This window comes from Pedobacter sp. UYP1 (genome assembly GCF_040547305.1).
GTDB lineage: Bacteria > Bacteroidota > Bacteroidia > Sphingobacteriales > Sphingobacteriaceae > Pedobacter.
Window position 1 is genome coordinate 12,722 of the sequence record NZ_JBEPPL010000019.1, and the last position, 18,909, is coordinate 31,630.

12 protein-coding genes are annotated in these 18,909 nt (G+C 39.5%); 5 read left to right on the forward strand and 7 right to left on the reverse strand.

The window, feature by feature from the left end:
- Positions 1-168: 168 nt before the first annotated feature.
- Entirely contained in the window at positions 169-2,451 is a 2,283-nt protein-coding gene (locus ABIB30_RS24745) for a GH92 family glycosyl hydrolase (RefSeq protein ID WP_354305700.1), read from the reverse strand.
- 186 nt (positions 2,452-2,637) lie between these two features.
- Between ABIB30_RS24745 and mnmA the strand changes: the two genes are divergently transcribed.
- Positions 2,638-3,729 (forward strand): tRNA 2-thiouridine(34) synthase MnmA, encoded by a 1,092-nt coding sequence (gene mnmA, locus ABIB30_RS24750; RefSeq protein ID WP_183867041.1) that lies wholly within the window; start codon positions 2,638-2,640, stop codon positions 3,727-3,729.
- 31 nt (positions 3,730-3,760) lie between these two features.
- Here the strand turns inward: mnmA and ABIB30_RS24755 are convergent, their stop codons facing one another.
- The 3 genes from ABIB30_RS24755 to ABIB30_RS24765 all read right to left on the reverse strand — a co-directional run bounded on the left by ABIB30_RS24755 (position 3,761) and on the right by ABIB30_RS24765 (position 6,080).
- Complete coding sequence (locus ABIB30_RS24755) at positions 3,761-4,693, reverse strand: bifunctional metallophosphatase/5'-nucleotidase (protein ID WP_354305701.1); 933 nt, start codon at positions 4,691-4,693, stop codon at positions 3,761-3,763.
- Positions 4,686-5,444, reverse strand: coding sequence for a 5'-nucleotidase C-terminal domain-containing protein (locus tag ABIB30_RS24760; protein ID WP_354305702.1), 759 nt, complete (start codon positions 5,442-5,444; stop codon positions 4,686-4,688). The genes ABIB30_RS24755 and ABIB30_RS24760 overlap by 8 nt, the downstream gene beginning before the upstream one ends.
- Positions 5,445-5,570: 126 nt before the next feature.
- A complete protein-coding gene (locus tag ABIB30_RS24765) occupies positions 5,571-6,080 on the reverse strand; it encodes a glutathione peroxidase (RefSeq protein WP_354305703.1) in 510 nt (169 codons plus the stop codon).
- Positions 6,081-6,306: 226 nt separating this feature from the next.
- Here ABIB30_RS24765 and topA point away from each other — a divergent pair, with 226 nt between their 5' ends.
- Genes topA through pbpC form a run of 4 tightly spaced genes read left to right on the forward strand, consistent with a single transcriptional unit; the run spans position 6,307 to position 17,342 of the window.
- Positions 6,307-8,904 carry a type I DNA topoisomerase gene (topA, locus tag ABIB30_RS24770; RefSeq protein WP_354305704.1) on the forward strand — a complete coding sequence of 866 codons (2,598 nt, stop codon included), beginning with the start codon at positions 6,307-6,309 and terminating at the stop codon, positions 8,902-8,904.
- Between the two features lie 4 nt (positions 8,905-8,908).
- A complete protein-coding gene (locus tag ABIB30_RS24775) occupies positions 8,909-9,313 on the forward strand; it encodes a hypothetical protein (RefSeq protein WP_183867036.1) in 405 nt (134 codons plus the stop codon).
- A gap of 56 nt (positions 9,314-9,369) precedes the next feature.
- Positions 9,370-14,949, forward strand: coding sequence for an alpha-2-macroglobulin family protein (locus ABIB30_RS24780; RefSeq protein ID WP_354305705.1), 5,580 nt, complete (start codon positions 9,370-9,372; stop codon positions 14,947-14,949).
- Positions 14,950-14,951: 2 nt separating this feature from the next.
- The gene (gene pbpC / locus ABIB30_RS24785) at positions 14,952-17,342 is read left to right on the forward strand and encodes a penicillin-binding protein 1C (RefSeq protein ID WP_354305706.1); all 2,391 of its coding nucleotides are present in this window, start codon (positions 14,952-14,954) and stop codon (positions 17,340-17,342) included.
- On the opposite strand, the gene ABIB30_RS24790 is transcribed toward pbpC, so the two are convergent.
- From ABIB30_RS24790 to ABIB30_RS24800, 3 genes are all read right to left on the reverse strand, one after another.
- Positions 17,339-18,034, reverse strand: coding sequence for a lysoplasmalogenase (locus ABIB30_RS24790; RefSeq protein WP_354305707.1), 696 nt, complete (start codon positions 18,032-18,034; stop codon positions 17,339-17,341). The genes pbpC and ABIB30_RS24790 overlap by 4 nt on opposite strands.
- Positions 18,035-18,153: 119 nt before the next feature.
- A complete protein-coding gene (locus tag ABIB30_RS24795) occupies positions 18,154-18,468 on the reverse strand; it encodes an RNA recognition motif domain-containing protein (RefSeq protein ID WP_068398171.1) in 315 nt (104 codons plus the stop codon).
- A 111-nt stretch (positions 18,469-18,579) separates the two neighbouring features.
- Positions 18,580-18,819: a hypothetical protein gene (locus ABIB30_RS24800; RefSeq protein WP_354305708.1), complete on the reverse strand. Its 240-nt coding sequence runs from the start codon at positions 18,817-18,819 to the stop codon at positions 18,580-18,582.
- Positions 18,820-18,909 lie beyond the last annotated feature (90 nt).

Genomic DNA, 18,909 nt, shown 5'->3' on the forward strand with positions numbered 1-18,909 from the left:
CAAAGGTAGAAATTTAATATTAACATGCAAATCCTTATGAAAATAAAACGCCTCTAATTAGTCAACAAGCTGTTTTTCAATAGAATTAATTTTAACACCCTTACTTTAAAACTAAAGCAGGGCAGGGATAATCATACCCCTGCCCTGCTTTTTTTATCCTAATTAAATCTATTTTGCTGGTTTACTGCTCATATAAAACGTTAGTTTTCCACCCGCAGTGATCTCACCATGCTTAATCGTGTGTGTAGTTATCGCCTTACCATTCAGTAAAACCTTTTGTACATACACATTTTTATCACTCTGATTAATCGCATCCACAGTAAACGTTTTTCCATTCTCCAGTTTCAATACTGCAGATTTTACTGCAGGGCTGCCTAAAGAATATTCATCAGACCCAGGTGCTACTGGATAGAAACCCAGTGAAGAGAATATGTACCACGCACTCATCTGTCCGCAATCATCATTTCCACCCAGACCATCAGGTGCATTTTTATATTGCATTTTCAAGATCATTCTTATCCTGGATTGAGTTTTCCAAGGTTGATCAGTCCAATTATATAAATAAGCAACGTGATGTGCCGGCTCATTACCATGTACATAACCTCCAACAATCCCTTCTCTGGTAATATCTTCGGTATCGGCAAAAAACTCATCAGGTAAATGCATTGTAAACAACGTATCCAATCTGTTTGCAAATTTCTGCTTCCCTCCCATGCGTTCAATCAGCAATTTCGGATTCTGTGGAACAAAGAAACTATAGTTCCATGAATTACCTTCAATAAAACCCTGACCATGTGTACTCATCACATCAAATTTCTTCTGAAAAGTACCATCAGCCATTTTAGCGCGCATAAATCCTGTTGAAGAATCAAAATTATTCTCCCAGTTTCCAGAACGTTTCATGTATTCCTGGTAAATATCCTGTTTATTCAATTTCTTGGCTAATTGGGCGATACACCAATCATCATAAGCATATTCCAATGTATTTGAAATGGAAACACCACTCTTCTCAGCAGGAATATATCCTTTATCAATATAATCTCCTATCCCTTCATAATCCCTGTGGTTAGAAGTTACGATACAAGCCGCAAGTGCTGCTTCAGGGTCACCATTATAAACACCCTTAATAATCGCATCAGTAACTACAGATACACTATGATAACCACTCATACACCAGTTATCATTTGCATAATGCGACCAGATAGGCAACATCTTCAATGAATTCTGATCATAATGTGCCATCATAGACTTTACCATATCATTGTTACGTGAAGGCTGGATCAGGTTAAAAAATGGATGTAAAGCTCTATAGGTATCCCATAAAGAGAAAGTTGTATAATTCGTAAAACCTTTCGCTTCATGAATCCCCTGATCCAGTCCTTTATACTGACCATTTACATCTGTATAAACTGTTGGATTGATAAAAGCATGATACATCGCAGTATAAAAGTTCACTTTATCATCTTCTGATGTATTGACAGTAATCTTATTCAATTCTTTATTCCATTCCTCTTTTGCTTGTTTTTTAACCTGCTCAAAATCCCATCCCGGTATTTCAGCATGCATATTTTCCAAAGCATTTTCCTGACTTACCGGAGATAATGCAAACTTGATCTTCACTTTTTCCTGATCCTCAGTTTTGAAGTCAAAATACATTCTTATCTGTTTACCAGCAATTTCAGGGAAGTTCTTTGTCTGGTCAAACTTGCCCCAGAATCCTTTATATGCCTGTTTGCGGTCATAGTTTTTCTGGCCATATTTCACAAATGGCTTAGAGAATGACATCGCAAAATAAACTGTTCTCGTTCTTGCCCAGCCATTAGTCTGACGATAACCAGTCACTAAAGAATCATTGACTACGCGTACATAAGTCCATACATTCTTATCTTCATAGTTATAAATACCAGCTATCAGATCCAGAATAATATGTGACTGATCAGATTTTGGAAAAGTATACTGATGCATACCCACTCTTTTTGTAGCCGTCAGCTCTGCAAGAATGTTATCATCGTCTAATTTAACTTTGTAATACCCCGCTTCTGCAACTTCATTCTGATGTGAAAAAGCAGACCTGAATCCACCTTTAGGATCAGAAGCCACACCCGGATTTAACTGCAATTTCCCCTGCGTAGGCATAATCAGGAAATCCCCAAGATCTGAGTGACCGGATCCGCTGAAATGCGTATGACTAAATCCGACTATTGTTTTATCTTCATAACGGTAACCTGCACAATATTTATACACATCACCATTATATTTCCCGTTCAGTTCGTACGATAATGTATCCGTTTCCGGACTTAGCTGAACAGCACCGAAAGGCACTACTGCCCCCGGATAAGTATGCCCCATTTTCTGCGTTCCTATAATTGGCTTCACATATTTAGCCAGGTCTTGCTGCGCATTACCGATAAAGGGAATAAATAAAATACTGTAAAATAGAAATTTCTTCATCAATTAGTCTGTTTTGGTTTGTTTTTTATCAAAGCACTAATATATCACATAAGATTGTAAAACGCTGTATCATATGTGCTATATCGTTTAATCATAGTTTTCATTTACCTTTTTACAAGGATCTGACTCCTTAAAAAATGAATCTTTAACTAAAATCAGTTATTTTTGTCTCATATTAAAATACTAATGAGTAAAAGGGGTAGAATTCTGGTAGCCATGAGTGGCGGTGTAGATAGTTCAGTAGCAGCAGTAATGTTACACGAACAAGGGTATGAAGTTATCGGTTTAACGATGAAGACCTGGGACTATGCCACATCAGGAAGCAGTAGTAAAGAAACCGGTTGCTGTAGTCTGGACAGTATCAATGATGCCCGTACCTTAGCAGTAAACTATGGCTTTCCACATTATATATTAGACATCAGAGAAGAATTTGGTGATTATGTAATTGATAATTTTGTTGACGAATATCTTGCAGGCCGCACACCAAATCCGTGCGTGTTATGTAATACCCATATCAAATGGGAAGCATTGCTGAAACGTGCAAACAAACTGGATTGTGAATTTATAGCAACTGGTCACTATGCAAATGTCAGACAACATGAAAACGGCAGACATGTAATTTCTAAAGGACTGGATGAAAATAAAGATCAGTCTTATGTTTTATGGGGTGTTTCTCAGGAAAACCTTGCACGTACACAATTTCCGTTAGGATCTTTCGCCAAAGCTGATATCAGACAAATGGCATTGGATATGGGACAGGAAGAACTGGCGAAAAAAAGTGAGAGTTATGAAATCTGTTTCGTACCTGAAAACGATTACCGTTCTTTCTTAAAACATAAGGTAGAAGATCTGGAAGACCGTGTTGCAGGTGGAAATTTCATTACCAGCGATGGGATGATCGTTGGACAGCATAAAGGATATCCTTTTTATACTATCGGACAGCGTAAGGGATTAGGTATCGCTTTTGGTGAGCCTATGTTTGTAACGCAAATCCTCCCGGAAAGTAATACGGTTATGCTGGGCAGAGCCGAAGAACTGGAAAGAAGCGAAGCCATGGTACGTAACATTAACCTGATTAAATATGACAATATTTTTGAACCAATGGATAATGTGATTACCAAAATACGTTATAAAGATGCAGGGATGTTAAGTACCATTGTTCAGGAAAAAGATAGAATGCGTGTCGTATTTGACCACAATGTATCTGCGATTGCACCTGGACAATCGGCTGTTTTCTATGAAGGAAACGACCTTTTAGGAGGCGGCTTCCTTGTCTAAATTTAATTAGCTACCAGCTTGACATTAATAATTAGCTATCCAGCTGATCTGAAATCATATAGGGAGAAGAAGTTAACAATTTCTTCCCTCTGTATGCTTCAAAATAATAATCAATACGTCCTAAGTTTATTCCCGCAAAACCAACCTGATTGATCGTTGTGATCCTTCCGGCTCTGTTTTTCACATCCTGAGGTTTGTCCATAAAAGTATGCGTATGTCCTCCAATGATTAAATCAATATAATCATTATTCTCCGCTAAAGTCTGATCTGATACTTTATTCTCTGAATATTTATAACCTAAATGAGACAGACAAATAATTAAATCACATTTATAGTCATTTTTAAGTAGTGAAGCAGTTTCGTTAGCTTTTAAAACCGGATCCTGATAAATCGTGTTCCCATAGTTCTTCTCTCCCACCAATCCTTTCAACTCAATACCAATTCCAAAAACACCGATCTTCAAACCACCTTTATTAAAGATTTTAAAAGGCTGGGTAGATTTGTGCATAATGGTATCAGAGAAATCATAGTTACTGACCAGGATCGGGAAATTAGCATGTGGTAACTGCTTATAGAAACCTTCCACTCCATTGTCAAAATCATGATTTCCCATTGTCGCGGCATCATATCCCATCTCACTCATCAGTTTAATTTCAAGCTCTCCACCATATAAATTAAAATATGGAGTGCCCTGAAAAATATCACCAGCATCTAATAAAAGTACATGCTGTTGTTCTGCTCTTATCTTTTTAATCAAAGCTGATCTTCTCGCTACTCCACCTAAACCTTGATTCCGGCCACCATCCATGGCAAAAGGTTCGATCTGGCTATGTACATCGTTCGTGTGTAAAATAGTCAGATGTTTTAGTTCTCCATTTGCCAGCGCATCTAAAGAATGTATACTCAAAGCGGTTGCAGCTGCCGCAATACCACCAGTTTTTATAAATTTTCTACGATTAATCATTAGTCATCCTCCCATCTAATTTTGAACTGATTTTTACTCCTTTATTCTTAGTTTCCTTAATATATTGAATTAAAGCATCGCGGATTTTAAGTCCCAATACTTTGCTGGAAACCGGATTTTTGAAGCTGCTGATCCCATCAGCACCACCTGCAATATAATCAGAAGTCAATACGCTATAATTTTTTAAAGGATCAAAAGGCTTACCGCCAACTAATACGTCTGCCGGTTTCTTTTCTTTAATTTTCATCGTTAAACCACCTATGGGTTGTCCGCCAGTACGCGCAATATAATCCAGTAAAGTCTGAACATCTGAGCCTTTCAGTTCAAAAACAATCAATTCATTTTCAAACGGCATGAGCTGAAAAATATTAGACAAGGTAATCGCTCCTGAAGGTAAATCGTTACGTAACCCTCCATTTCCGCTAGGCATAGTGAAATCTATTTGCGGAATAGTTTTACGCGCTTCAAATAAAGAGGCATCAGCTAAGAAATTCCCTAAAGAAGATTCTCCGTTAACCATTTTTTTAGTAAGCTCATGCTCCGAATAACCTAAAACTTCATTCATCTGTGAATCGAGCTTTAATTTATAAGGTTGATAAGTACGGATAATTGCGCTATCGACCGAGGCCTCTTCCGATACTTTATATTCTCCCCGATTAGATTTAACGACCTGATAAGTACTGCTGCAGGAGCCTAAAAAAAAAGAGCCCAGGAGAAAACTGAGCATCCGGAGCTTTGGTGAATTTTGCATAGTTGAAATTAAGTTGCAAATGTAAATCAATCCCCCAATTTTCAGGTTAAAAAAAAGAGAAATCCCTGTTAAGGAATTTCTCTGATTCATGCTTTAATGCCTTTTAAATGCTTTGTATAGCAATTGTTACAAGTTCTTAGTCAGTTCAGGGCTCATTGGTGTAACCTTAGAACGGAAACGGTGAACCAGCTCTCCTTTTTCATTAATCAGGAATTTTTCGAAATTCCATTTGATATCTCCGGTAAAATCAGAATTACTGGCCGAAGTCAGGTATTTGAAAATCGGATTAATGTCATTTCCCTTTACGCTTACTTTTTCACTCAATAAAAAAGTAACGCCAAAATTCTTTTTACAGAAATCTTGTATCTCTGTATTTGTAGCCAGTTCCTGTCCACCGAAATTACCCGCCGGAAAACCAATCAGCACTACATCTTTACCATACTTCTGGTGTAATTTTTCCAGGTCTTCATACTGTGGCGTATACCCGCATTTTGAAGCTGTATTTACAATAAGGATTTTTTTACCCTTGAACTTTGAAAGCTTAATCTCTTTACCATCAATTGTTTTCATGGTAAAATCGTAAATGCTTTGCGGCGGGGTAAATAACAAGCTGAATAAAATAAGTAGGGTGTTCATAGTTTTAAATTTTATGTTACAACGAATATATGGACAAATTATTTACACGTATATAATAGGAAGGTAAACTTAATCGGTTCCTATTCATTATACGTATCAATTAAGGCTTCAGATTTAAGAAATGAGCAATAATTTCAACGTCCAAATCATAGTTTTTGAGATTTATTCTTAGTAGAATTTTGATTTTAGGCTTATTTATAGTTTTATTTGCAGAAAAACCTTCTAGATGGCCAAAAATTTATTAATAGTTGAATCACCTGCAAAAGCGAAAACAATAGAAGGGTATTTGGGTAAAGATTTCATTGTTAAATCGAGTTACGGACACATCCGCGATTTAATTAAAGGAGATATGGGAATTGATACGAATAATGATTTCGCCCAAACCTATGAAGTACCCGCCGATAAAAAGCAAGTGGTAGCTGAACTTAAGAAATTAGCAAAGGAAGCCGAGATGGTATGGCTCGCATCCGATGAGGACCGCGAAGGGGAAGCAATTTCCTGGCACCTGTTTGAGACGCTGGGATTGAAAGAAAACAAGACTAAACGTATTGTTTTCCACGAAATCACCAAGCCTGCAATTTTAAAAGCGATTGAATCTCCAAGAACAATTGATTATAACCTGGTTAATGCACAACAAGCAAGACGCGTGTTAGACCGCCTGGTAGGTTTCGAACTTTCTCCCGTTTTATGGAAAAAAGTGAAACCTTCTTTATCGGCTGGCCGTGTACAATCAGTAGCGGTACGTCTTATTGTAGACAGAGAACGTGAAGTAAATAAGTTTAACGCGGCCGCTGCCTATAAAATTACAGCGCGGTTCAGCACAGGAAAAGCAAGGGAGTTTGTGAAAGCAGAGTTACCTCAGCGATTTGAACAGGAAGCCGAAGCAGAGAAATTTGTCCGTGACTGTGTCAATGCCGGTTTTAAAATCAGCAGCCTGGAAACTAAACCAGCTAAACGTAATCCTGCAGCACCCTTTACGACTTCTACCCTGCAACAAGAAGCTTCCCGGAAACTGGGCTTCCCGGTATCACGTACCATGCAGGTTGCACAACGTTTATATGAAAGTGGAAAGATCACTTACATGAGAACGGATTCGGTAAACTTATCTGAAACAGCTTTAACAGCTGCAGCAAATGAGATCAATTCTGCCTATGGACAGAAATATCATCAGCTGAGAACTTATAAAACTAAATCCGCGGGGGCTCAGGAAGCGCATGAGGCCATCCGCCCTACTTACTTTGATCAGCATACCGTAACTGGCGATAGTTCTGAACAACGCTTGTATGAGCTAATTTGGAAACGTGCGATTGCTTCTCAAATGAGTGAAGCCCTGTTTGAAAAAACAACGGCGCAAATTGCAGTGAGTACACGCAGTGAAAGTCTGGTCGCTGAAGGTGAAGTCATGAAATTTGATGGTTTCCTGAAAGTTTACCTGGAATCCAGTGACGATGAAGATGCAGAAGACAAAGACAATGAAAATATCCTGCCTCCTTTAGCTAAAGGTCAGGATCTTTTATTGACTGTGATGAATGCAACAGAACGCTTCTCCCGTCCACCTGCAAGATATACAGAGGCAAGTTTGGTTAAGAAACTGGAAGAGCTTGGTATTGGCCGTCCATCTACTTATGCACCTACTATTTCTACGATCCAGAATCGTGGTTATGTAGTGAAAGAAGATCGTGATGGTCGCAGCCGTTCATTTGGTTCGATTATTCTTGAAAATGGCGAAGTAACTAAGGCCATTAAAACTGAAATTACCGGTGCGGAAAAATCTAAATTATTTCCAACTGATATAGGTGAAGTTGTCAATGACTTCTTAGTAGAACATTTTAAAGGTATTGTTGATTTTAACTTTACGGCCAAAGTAGAAAAGGAATTTGATGAGATTGCCCAGGGCTTACAGAACTGGACAAAGATGCTTCATGCTTTTTATACCCCTTTCCATAAAGAGGTTGAAGTGACTACTGAAACTGCCGACAGAGCAAATGGTGAGCGCCTATTGGGTATTGATCCTGTGAGTGGTAAAAACGTTTACGCAAAGGTTGGTAAATTTGGTCCTCTGGTACAAATCGGTCAGAATGACGATGAAGAGAAACCTAAATATGCGAGTCTGATGAAATCGCAATCAGTGGGTACGGTAACTCTTGAAGATGCTTTAGAGCAGTTCAGGTTACCCTTCCAGTTGGAAAACTATAAAGATAAAGAAGTTGCTGTAGGTGTTGGTCGTTTTGGACCTTATGTGAAATGGGGCGAAACTTACATCTCTATTCCTAAGAATGAAGATCCGCTAACTGTTGATCAGAGCCGCGCAATTGTAATTATTGAAGAGAAAATTACTGCTGATGCTCCTGTGGCACATTATGAAGGATTACCAGTGACTAAAGGTACCGGACGTTTCGGACCGTTTATCAAATGGAACGACTTATTTATCAATGTACCTAAAGCTTATAACTTTGATGAATTATCTGATAGCGATATCAAGGAACTGATTGGTAAAAAAGTAGAAAAAGAGGCTAACAGATTCATTCAGCAATGGACTGCCGATAAAATTGCTATCGAAAACGGCAGATGGGGACCTTTTATCCGTTTCGGAAAAGATATGCTCAAACTGGGTAAGAACCCGGCCACTAACGAAAAGTATACACCAGAAGAACTGGCTGTACTTTCTCTGGAAGAGGTTAAAAAGCTGATTGTTGAGCAAGTTCCGAATGCTTTTGAGCCAAAAGCAACGAAAAAGAAAGCAGCTGGTACTAAAGTTGCCGCTACAAAAAGTGCAGCAGCAAAAGCGCCTGCAAAGAAAAAAGCCCCAGTTAAAAAGAAATAAAAATATGAAGAAAGATCTGCCGGAAAATATTGTGGAAGACCTTGCCATGGCAGTCGTATTGATCAGTGAAACGCCAGAAGTAAAAAACTGGACCGTTTACCTGATCAATCTGAAAAATGTACAAATTGACAATGTGCTGATCAGCTCCAAAGGTTATGGGGAGAAGGATGGCAGACTCGTAAAAACTTCTGTTCTGCGTCACTTTTTAGGTGATGTCCCGGCTAATTCCTTTAAAGGAGTTGAAGCGATAGACACAGAAGTTTTCGGACTGACTAATGAATACTGGTTGAGTTATTATATTGACGGTACTATTTATGATAAGAAATTTATCTTTTTACCGGAAAGTATAGTGGATGATAATCTGATCAAAATCCCTCTGATGAATAAACCAGGCGTGATGATTAAATAAATTTCCAGTTCGATAATTTTTCGTATTTTCCCTGAGATATCTAGTGCAAGAAAAATATGAATACTGAGAACAGCGCCTTCTTCAAAAATAAAAAACCAATCTTAATTGGTTCAATTGCAGTTATTCTGATCGGAATAGCTGCTTTTTTCATTTTCAGAAAACACAAGCCGGCAGAAATGCAACAGGCTTATGCTAAATACATTGAAGGCTATACTTCTGGTACCGTTTCTAAAAAGAGCTTGATCAGGATCCAGCTGGCCAGCCAGGTGAAAACAATGGGTGAACTCGGTAAACCAGACGAGCGCAATTTGTTTAGCTTCTCCCCTGCTGTGAAAGGTAAAACCTACTGGATAGACGCACAAACTGTAGAATTCAGACCAGATGAGAAATTAGAATCCGGAAAAACATATACTGCCAGTTTCAAGCTCGGCAAAGTCACCGAAACAGAAAAAGGCCTCGAAGAGTTCGACTTTGAATTCAGCGTGATTAAACCTGGGTTAGTACTCAGCCAGAACGGCTTGATTTCCCAGAATAATACTTCCTTAACTTATATGAAGCTGACTGGAGAAATCAGTACAGCTGATGAAGAAGACCCTAAGCTGCTGGAAAAATGTCTGGAGCTTGAATTTGATCAGCATTTAAAGATAAAATGGCAGCATAATCCGCAGAAAAACGCTTCAACTTTCCTGATTGATAGTATCAAGAAAACATCAAAAGAAGAAAAACTGGTCCTTAAATGGTCTGGTGATGCGATAGATGCAAAAAATAAAGGGGAAGAGAATTTAGCGGTACCTGCAAATGGTGTATTCAAAGTACTTGCCACAAAAGCTATACAGAATCTTGAAGATTATGCATTGGTACAGTTTTCTGAACCTGTTGGCATTGGACAGGATTTAACGGGTTTAATCACCCTGGGAAAAGGCTCAGATTTAAGATATACCATTGACGGCAGCCAGGTCAAAATTTATACGCCAGAACCACTTCTGGGGAATTATACTTTAACAGTTAATAAGGGAGTTGTCAATAGTAATGAACGTGCGCTTGATGCAAGTGCGACAGCCAATATCGTATTTGAAAATAAACTCCCTTCGGTAACTATTGCCGGCAGCGGAACAATTCTTCCTAATTCAGGTAAACTCGTTCTGCCTTTTGAGGCCGTTAACCTGAAAGCTGTCGATGTAACCATTATCAAAGTATATGAAAATAATATCCCGCAGTTTTTTCAGAACAACAACTATAAAGAAGCTAATGAATTAAGACGTGTTGGTAAACCACTGCTACAAAAGAAGATCCGCCTGGATGAAGATAAAACTCTGAATCTTCATAAAAAGAACCGGTTTGTATTAGACCTTGATAAAATTATCAAAGCAGAACCTGGCGCAATGTACCGGGTAACTTTTAGTTTCCGCCAAACCTATAATATTTTAAACTGTGCAGAAGGTACTGGTGCTAAAGAAGCTTCACAAGATGACGACAATGAATATTACGGTGAAAAGATAGATGAGGATGATGACTTTTGGCGCACCTATAATAACTATTATAGCGCAGGCTATAACTGGAGTGATAAAGACAATCCTTGTACACCATCCTATTATACGAGTGATAAATTTGCCAGCCGGAACCTGCTGGTTTCAAATATCGGCCTGGTCGCTAAAAGAGGAAATGATAACAGCATGCTGATTATAGCCACCGATTTGCTGACTACAAAAGCACTAAGCGGGGTTACGCTGGAATTACTGGATTATCAACGTCAGGTAATTCATACGGTGAAAACTGACGGGGATGGAATGGCTTCTTTCGATTTGAAAAAAAAGCCTTTCCTTTTGGTTGCCAAAAATGGAGACGAACGCGGATACTTAAAGCTTGATGATGGAAATTCACTTCCGTTGAGTCGTTTTGACGTTGGCGGTGATGTGGTGCAGAATGGCTTAAAGGGTTTGATCTACGGAGAACGCGGAGTTTGGAGACCAGGGGATTCACTCTTCTTGTCTTTCATTCTGGAAGATAAACTGAAGAAACTTCCTGCAGCTTATCCGGTTACTTTTGAATTGTATAATCCACAAGGTCAGCTGGTAAAAAAGGCAATTAGCGGTGCATCCTTAAACGGATTTTACGCTTTCCGCACAGCTACTGAAAGTACCGCACCTACCGGAAACTGGGTAGCTAAAGTAAAAGCTGGTGGAGCTTCGTTTCAAAAAACATTAAAAATCGAGACGGTTATGCCTAACCGGTTAAAGATTGGCTTTGACATCGGCAACCGCAAATACTTAGGCACAGGCGCAACTGCAACTGCTGCTCTTTCTGCCAACTGGTTATTTGGTGCAGTCGGAAAAAACCTGAAAGCTAAAGTTGATGTGAATTTGAATACGATGCAAACCACATTTGCCGGCTTTGATGGTTATAACTTTGACAATCCAACCGTAAACTTTGTCTCCCAGGTTAAAACCATATTTGAAGGCAGACTGAATGAAAACGGAATGGCTGCTGTCAATACAAATCTGAACGAAAATGCAACTGCTCCGGGTGTATTAAAGGCTAATTTCACCACCAAAGTATTCGAAGCAGGTGGAAATTTCAGTATTGATAATTTCTCTGTCCCCTATCATGTGTTTACCAATTATTATGGAATCAAAGCACCAGAAGGAGAAAAACTAAGTGGAATGCTGGTGACCGGTAAAGATCATAATTTTAGTATCGTGAATGTAAACCGCGATGGTAAACTAATTGGCGGCTCTAAAAATGTGCAGGTGGAATTGTATAAAGTGCAATGGCGCTGGTGGTGGGAACAGGATACCCAAAACTCCTTCGCTAATTTCACGCAAAATGAATACAATAAGCTGATTCAAAAAGAAAATGTAACCTTACAAAATGGAAAAGGAAATTGGACTTTACACATTAATGAACCTGAATGGGGACGTTATCTGGTCTTAGTTCGTGATTTGAATGGCGGTCACGTAACCGGTAAAGCTGTTTATGTGGACTGGCCGGGATGGGCACAACGTGAACAATCAGCAAATCCTACTGAGGCTTCGATGCTTTCTTTCACTGCAAATAAAACTAAATTTAAAGTTGGTGAAGAGGTGGTCCTGACTATCCCTACTGGTGAAAATGGCAGAGCTTTAATCTCTATCGAAAATGGCAGCCGGGTTTTAAAAACATATTGGACTGATACCAAAAAAGGTCAGACCCAGTTTAAATTCAAGGCAGAAAAGAATATGGCGCCAAATGTTTTTGCGAACATCACGCTGTTACAACCGCATGCACAAACGGTCAATGATCTTCCAATCAGGATGTATGGAGCTATTCCATTAAGCATTGAAGATCCGGAAACAATATTAAAACCAGTCATTAAAATGGCTGACAAAATTAAACCTGAAACAGAAAATACCATTACTGTATCTGAGCAGAACGGAAAAGCAATGACTTATACCATTGCGCTTGTAGATGAAGGCTTACTGGATTTAACAAGATTTAAAACTCCAGATCCACATGCTGTATTTTATGCACGTGAAGGTTTGGGCGTTAAAACATGGGATCTTTTTGACTATGTATTAGGCGCATGGGGTGGCAATCTGGAACGTATTCTAAGTATTGGAGGTGATGGTAGTGCAAACCGTAACCTGAATCCTGCAAAAGCAAACCGCTTTACAGCTGTGGTTAAATACTTAGGGCCTTTTGCTTTAGGTAAAGGAGGTAGTCAGACGCATAAATTTAAGTTGCCGCAATATATTGGCGCAGTCAGGGCGATGGTTGTTGCCGGACAGGATGGTGCTTATGGAGCTGCAGAAAAATCTGTGCAGGTAAAAAAACCATTAATGGTATTGGCGACCTTGCCGAGGGTTATCGGGCCGGGGGAAAGTTTCACTTTACCAGTCACCGTATTTGCAACAGAAAAGAACCTCAAAAATGTAAACGTGCAACTGCAAACACAAAATCTACAAGTAGCAGGTGCTAAAACAAGGCAATTAACTTACGCACAACCGGGTGAACAAATGGCTTACTTTGAAGTCACTGTACCGCAAATGACCGGAATTGCCAAAGTGAAAATTGTAGCCCAAAGTGGTACTGAAAAAGCAGTTTACGATCTTGAACTGGATATCAGAAATCCAAATCCATATGTCACTAACGTAGTCTCTGCCATTATACAGCCTGGACAAAGCTGGACAACAAATTATCTGCCTTTAGGTATTGCAGGAAGTAATTCTGGCAGTGTAGAATTATCAGCTATCCCTCCTGTTAATCTTAAAAAGCGACTAAGTTATCTGATGCAATACCCTCATGGTTGTGTGGAACAGACAACTTCAGCTGTATTCCCGCAATTATTCCTGAATAAATTAAGTCCCCTGAATGAACAGCAGAAAGCACAAACCGATAGAAATATCAAGGCTGGAATTAACAGGCTGCGTTCTTTCCAAACTACAGAAGGAGGTCTGGCCTACTGGCCGGGTGAACCTGCGGCTGATGAATGGGGAACAAATTATGCCGGACACTTCCTGGTAGAAGCCCAAAATGGTGGTTATAATATCCCTGTTGGTATGCTGGATGAAGTTTTACGTTACCTGAAAGGAAAAGCAGGAAGCTGGGTGCCAAATAGCAACAATTTCTATGGTGGTGATCTGTCACAAGCCTACCGCTTATATGTGCTCGCCCTGGCACGTAAACCAGAAATGGCCGCCATGAACAGGTTGCGTGCTTTTGAATACTTGTCGGTTAGTGCTAAATGGAGACTGGCAGCAGCTTATCAGCTTGCCGGACAAGCTGCTGCAGCTAATGCATTGATTAAAGGGCTTGAGATAACCGTTAAACCTTATACACAATTAGGCGGAACTTATGGCTCTGAAAGTCGGGATGAGGCAATGATCCTGGAGACCTTAACCCTGATGGGGCAAAAAGGAAAAGCAGCACAGGTATTACAAACTGTGGCAGCTAAATTAGGTACGAATGACTGGTATAGCACGCAAACTACAGCTTACAGTTTATTGGCAGTAGCCAAATTCTGCGGACAAAACTCAGCTGCTGCCAAATTGAACTACACCTATCAGCTGGATGGTAAAAAAGGAACATTTAATGGAAATCAGTATTTAAGCAGTCTGCCAATCAACTTTAAAGGAAAAACAGCCGCAGTGACCAATCATGGACAAACTGTACTTTTTGCAAGATTAATATTAGATGGACAACCAGCAGCAGGTCAGAATAATTTCAAACCTAACAATGCTGACATTCTGGATATGTCGATCAGTTACAAATTACTGAACGGAAAACCAATTGATCCTTCAATATTAAAACAGGGTTTGGATTTTTACGCAGAAGTAGTCGTGAAAAATCCGGGTAAAATGGGGTTGTATGAACAAATGGCACTGACACAGATATTCCCTTCTGGCTGGGAGATTATCAATACAAGGGTAAATGATAACGAAAGTATCATTTCTTCTTCTCCTTACACTTACAGAGATATCAGAGATGATCGCGTATTTACTTATTTTAATTTGAGAGAGAATGAAACAGTAACGTATAAGGTATTGCTGAATGCATCTTATATTGGTAAATATTATCTTTCAGCAGTACAATGTGAAGCGATGTACAACAATACAATTAGTGCAACGCAAGATGGAAAATGGGTGCAGGTGATTAAATAGAGATGAGCATAAAAATAAAGCCGGTGTCAAAACTGCTGATTAGTGATGGAATTGTATTCCTGTTATTGTGTTGTTTTTTACTCTGCCTGCCTTCCAGACTATTTGTCTCTCCTACTTCTTATGTAGTAGAAGCTTCAAATGGAGAGCTATTAAATGCCGCTATTGCCTCAGACGGGCAATGGCGCTTTCCTGCTGCTGATTCTATTCCCGGCAAATTTACAAAATGCATTATCGCTTTTGAGGACAAACGGTTTTACAAACACCCGGGGATAGACATTTTAGCGATGGCAAGAGCGATGAAGCAAAACTATCGCGCCAAAGGAATTGTAAGTGGTGGCAGTACTTTGACCATGCAAACTATCCGGCTCAGCCGCAGGCAAGACCGTACTATAGCTCAAAAACTTTTCGAAATTCTTTTGGCAATCCGTTTGGAAGTCAGGAGTTCAAAACAGGAAATACTACGTTTGTATGCTGCGAATGCTCCATTTGGAAGCAATGTAGTTGGATTGGAAGCAGCTGCATGGAGGTATTTTGGCAGAAGTCCACAATCACTTTCCTGGGGAGAAATGGCAACTCTGGCAGTTTTACCGAACAGCCCAAGACTGGTACATCCGGGCCGGAATATTACCCGTTTAATTACCAAAAGGAATAACCTGCTTGACCAGCTCGTCAAATTAAAAATTATTGACCAGGCTACTGCCAACCTGTCAAAACTGGAGCCCGTACCTGGAAAACCAAGACCATTACCCCAAAATGCGCCACATTTACTGAATAGATTTAAAACAGAAAGAACCAGTTTAAAAATATCCACTACGCGGATCAGGTCGACTTTAGACGAATCCCTGCAATTAAAGATCAATTCCTTATTAAAAAGATATAATAACCGGTATCGTGCAAATGATATTGATAATATTGCTGCGCTGGTATTGAATGTGAAAAACGGTACAGTGATGGCTTATGCAGGGAACATTTATCAGCCAGAAAATGCAGCATTGGAAAGTCATGTAGATATGATCAAAGCTCCGCGCAGTCCGGGAAGTACCTTGAAACCACTGCTATATGCCAGCATGTTAAATGATGGATTGATCCTTCCAAAAACTCTGATTCCTGATATTCCTACTCAAATCGGCAATTACTCGCCGCAAAATTATGATCTGGGTTATGATGGAGCGATTGCCGCAGACCGTGCATTAAGCCGCTCGTTAAATATTCCAGCAGTTCGTTTATTACAGACTTATAAATATCCACGCTTTTATGATCAATTAAAGAAATTAGGTTTTTCAACGCTCAATCAACCAGCAGATCATTATGGCTTATCACTCATCCTTGGAGGTAGTGAAGTGACAATGTGGGATCTCGCCAAAACCTATATGGGAATGGCCAGGTCACTCAATCATTATAATGATTATAAAGGATATTATAATCCACATGATTATGACGCTCCGGATTATATACAGCATAAAAATGCAGAAAAATTAGAAGAGAATGAGCTTCAGCGCAATTCCTTTCTGGACAATGGATCTATCTGGAGCACATTTAATGCGATGGAAGAACTGATGCGCCCTGGTGATGAAGGGTTATGGGAGCAATTTTCCTCTGCACAACGCTTAGCCTGGAAAACCGGGACAAGCTTTGGTTTCAGAGATGCCTGGGCAATTGGCCTTACGCCTGACTATGTAGTTTGTGTGTGGGTAGGAAATGCGGATGGTGAAGGCAGACCCGGACTAACAGGAATCGATGTCGCAGCACCAGTGTTGTTTGATATTTTCAGGCAGCTCCCTAAGGGTAAATGGTTTGAAACCCCAAAAAACAAGTTAAGACAGCTGAGTATCTGCCGCCAAAGTGGCTATAAAGCCAGTGAATACTGTCCTGATCGTGTCACTGAACTCGTTCCTTTTGCAGGAGAGAAAACTGTAGTTTGTCCTTACCACAAAATAATACATTTGGACCAGACCAAAGCTTTCCGCGTAACAGATCAATGTATAAGTCCGGCAAATATGATCCACCAATCCTGGTTTATTTTACCTCCGGCAATGGAATATTATTATAAGATCAAACATAGCGATTATAAACCGCTCCCAACATTGATGAAAGGATGTGGTGATACTGGCAATAATTATGTGATGGATATGATTTATCCGAAGAACAATGCGGCTATTTATATTCCACTGGAGCTTGATGGAAAAAGAGGCAAAGTTGTTTTTACTGCGACTCATAAAAATGCTGATGCACAGATTTACTGGCATATAGATAACGAATATGTAGCGACAACCGCACACACACATCAGCTCAGTCTGAGTCCGGCACCAGGAAAACATACCTTAACACTAGTTGATAATCAAGGAGAAAGATTCGTCCAGCAGTTTACGATTCTGGACCGGGAAAAACACTAATCAGCTGTTAAAGGCCTAACCAATTTCCGCTCTGCTCCACCTATTACAATCAGGTATTGAGCGATCATATAAAAGATACTGATCAGCAAATCAGAAAACTCAAAAGGGCTGATAAAGTAAGTATGCGCCAGAAGTGCATCTGCCCCAATAAAAAACAGGACACCTGTAAGAATTAGCTTAAAGCTAGGTGGATTGACACGCTGATTTCTAAAGGCTGCCATCATAATGAGTAAAGCAACAATAAAAATACAAGCTAACACAGGTAACCTTAAGGTACCTAAATGTGGTCTGAGATAGAAATAAAAAGCAGTAAAAGTGATTGCACTGCTGAATATGGCGATCCTTGCCCCTTTTTTATCCAGCTCTTGTGCAGAACGGAAATCGAGGTAAAAAGCACCAATATAAAACAGATGGCAAATCAGAAAGGCTATGAGCCCATAAGAAAACCAGGACGGATCATACCCCCTCAGCAGAAACAAAGTACTGCCGGTAAGGGCGAAAACCAAACCTGTAAATAACCTTTGGTGGAAACGGCCGCTCAAATGTGTAGCCGAGCAGAAAAACACGATTAATACCAGCGTAATGCAGGGTATCAGACCGTAGTTTAAAAGCGTATATTGCTTGTATCCGGAGGCCAGCACTAATATAAATAGCAGTGCATAAGCCAGGTTAAATAGCAGGTATTTTTTCATCAACCACATATATTCAGGATAATTGTAAGAATCACCCGAAATAAGAACCAGGAGTTATTGTACTAAACCCTGGTTCTCTATGTGATGATAGAAAAATCGATCCAATAGAAAAAAGCTAATTAATAGCTTCTTTCTCTGTTGTTGTTGTTGCGTTTGAAACCACCGCCACCACCACCAGCACCGCCAGTATTAGGTTTTTCCTGTGCTTCAGCAACTTTGATACGGTTACCATTGTAATCACCACCGTTCATTCTCTTGATCGCTTCTTTAGCCTCTTCGTCTACTGGCATCTCTACGAAACCAAAACCACGACTCTGACCAGTTTCACGATCTTTGATAATTCTAAGTGATTTTACCTGACCGAAATCACCAAATACGGCTGTTAATTCATCTTCCCCTACTTCTAACGGAAGGCCTGTAATAAATATCTTCATTAATGTCTAAAAATTTCCTCAAAGGTACAAAAACCATACCTTTTATTTGCAATCAGATTGTAAGTAATCGATAAAATAATTATTTAATTGTTTAGAGTCCGTAAACATGGGCTATAAAACAGCGCCGCTTGATTCAATTGTTCTTTCCATGCAAAAGTCCCGGCCTTCATAATTCCATTCGAGCATTAACTTCCATATGCCTTCAGGAATGTCATCGATTGGAATATGCAGCAATCCCCACTCATCACTACGCAAGAATTTAATGTCTAGTTTAAGCTGAGGGTCCGAAATGCAATTGAAAAACACTTTTACGGCTACCGGATGATCGAAAGAAAAAGTTACCGTTTTCATCTGTTATCATTAAGCTATCATTCAAAATACCTGATATTATCTACACAACAACAAATTTATCTGCAATGTTTTAAAAAACTTGAACAACAG

What these genes read in the sequence shown, in the direction of transcription:
- ABIB30_RS24745 (WP_354305700.1), bottom strand. Translation starts at nt 2,451, where the DNA reads ATGAAGAAATTTCTATTTTACAGTATTTTATTTATTCCCTTTATCGGT.
- mnmA (WP_183867041.1), top strand. Translation starts at nt 2,638, where the DNA reads ATGAGTAAAAGGGGTAGAATTCTGGTAGCCATGAGTGGCGGTGTAGAT.
- ABIB30_RS24755 (WP_354305701.1), bottom strand. Translation starts at nt 4,693, where the DNA reads ATGATTAATCGTAGAAAATTTATAAAAACTGGTGGTATTGCGGCAGCT.
- ABIB30_RS24760 (WP_354305702.1), bottom strand. Translation starts at nt 5,444, where the DNA reads ATGCAAAATTCACCAAAGCTCCGGATGCTCAGTTTTCTCCTGGGCTCT.
- ABIB30_RS24765 (WP_354305703.1), bottom strand. Translation starts at nt 6,080, where the DNA reads ATGAACACCCTACTTATTTTATTCAGCTTGTTATTTACCCCGCCGCAA.
- topA (WP_354305704.1), top strand. Translation starts at nt 6,307, where the DNA reads ATGGCCAAAAATTTATTAATAGTTGAATCACCTGCAAAAGCGAAAACA.
- ABIB30_RS24775 (WP_183867036.1), top strand. Translation starts at nt 8,909, where the DNA reads ATGAAGAAAGATCTGCCGGAAAATATTGTGGAAGACCTTGCCATGGCA.
- ABIB30_RS24780 (WP_354305705.1), top strand. Translation starts at nt 9,370, where the DNA reads ATGAATACTGAGAACAGCGCCTTCTTCAAAAATAAAAAACCAATCTTA.
- pbpC (WP_354305706.1), top strand. Translation starts at nt 14,952, where the DNA reads ATGAGCATAAAAATAAAGCCGGTGTCAAAACTGCTGATTAGTGATGGA.
- ABIB30_RS24790 (WP_354305707.1), bottom strand. Translation starts at nt 18,034, where the DNA reads ATGAAAAAATACCTGCTATTTAACCTGGCTTATGCACTGCTATTTATA.
- ABIB30_RS24795 (WP_068398171.1), bottom strand. Translation starts at nt 18,468, where the DNA reads ATGAAGATATTTATTACAGGCCTTCCGTTAGAAGTAGGGGAAGATGAA.
- ABIB30_RS24800 (WP_354305708.1), bottom strand. Translation starts at nt 18,819, where the DNA reads ATGAAAACGGTAACTTTTTCTTTCGATCATCCGGTAGCCGTAAAAGTG.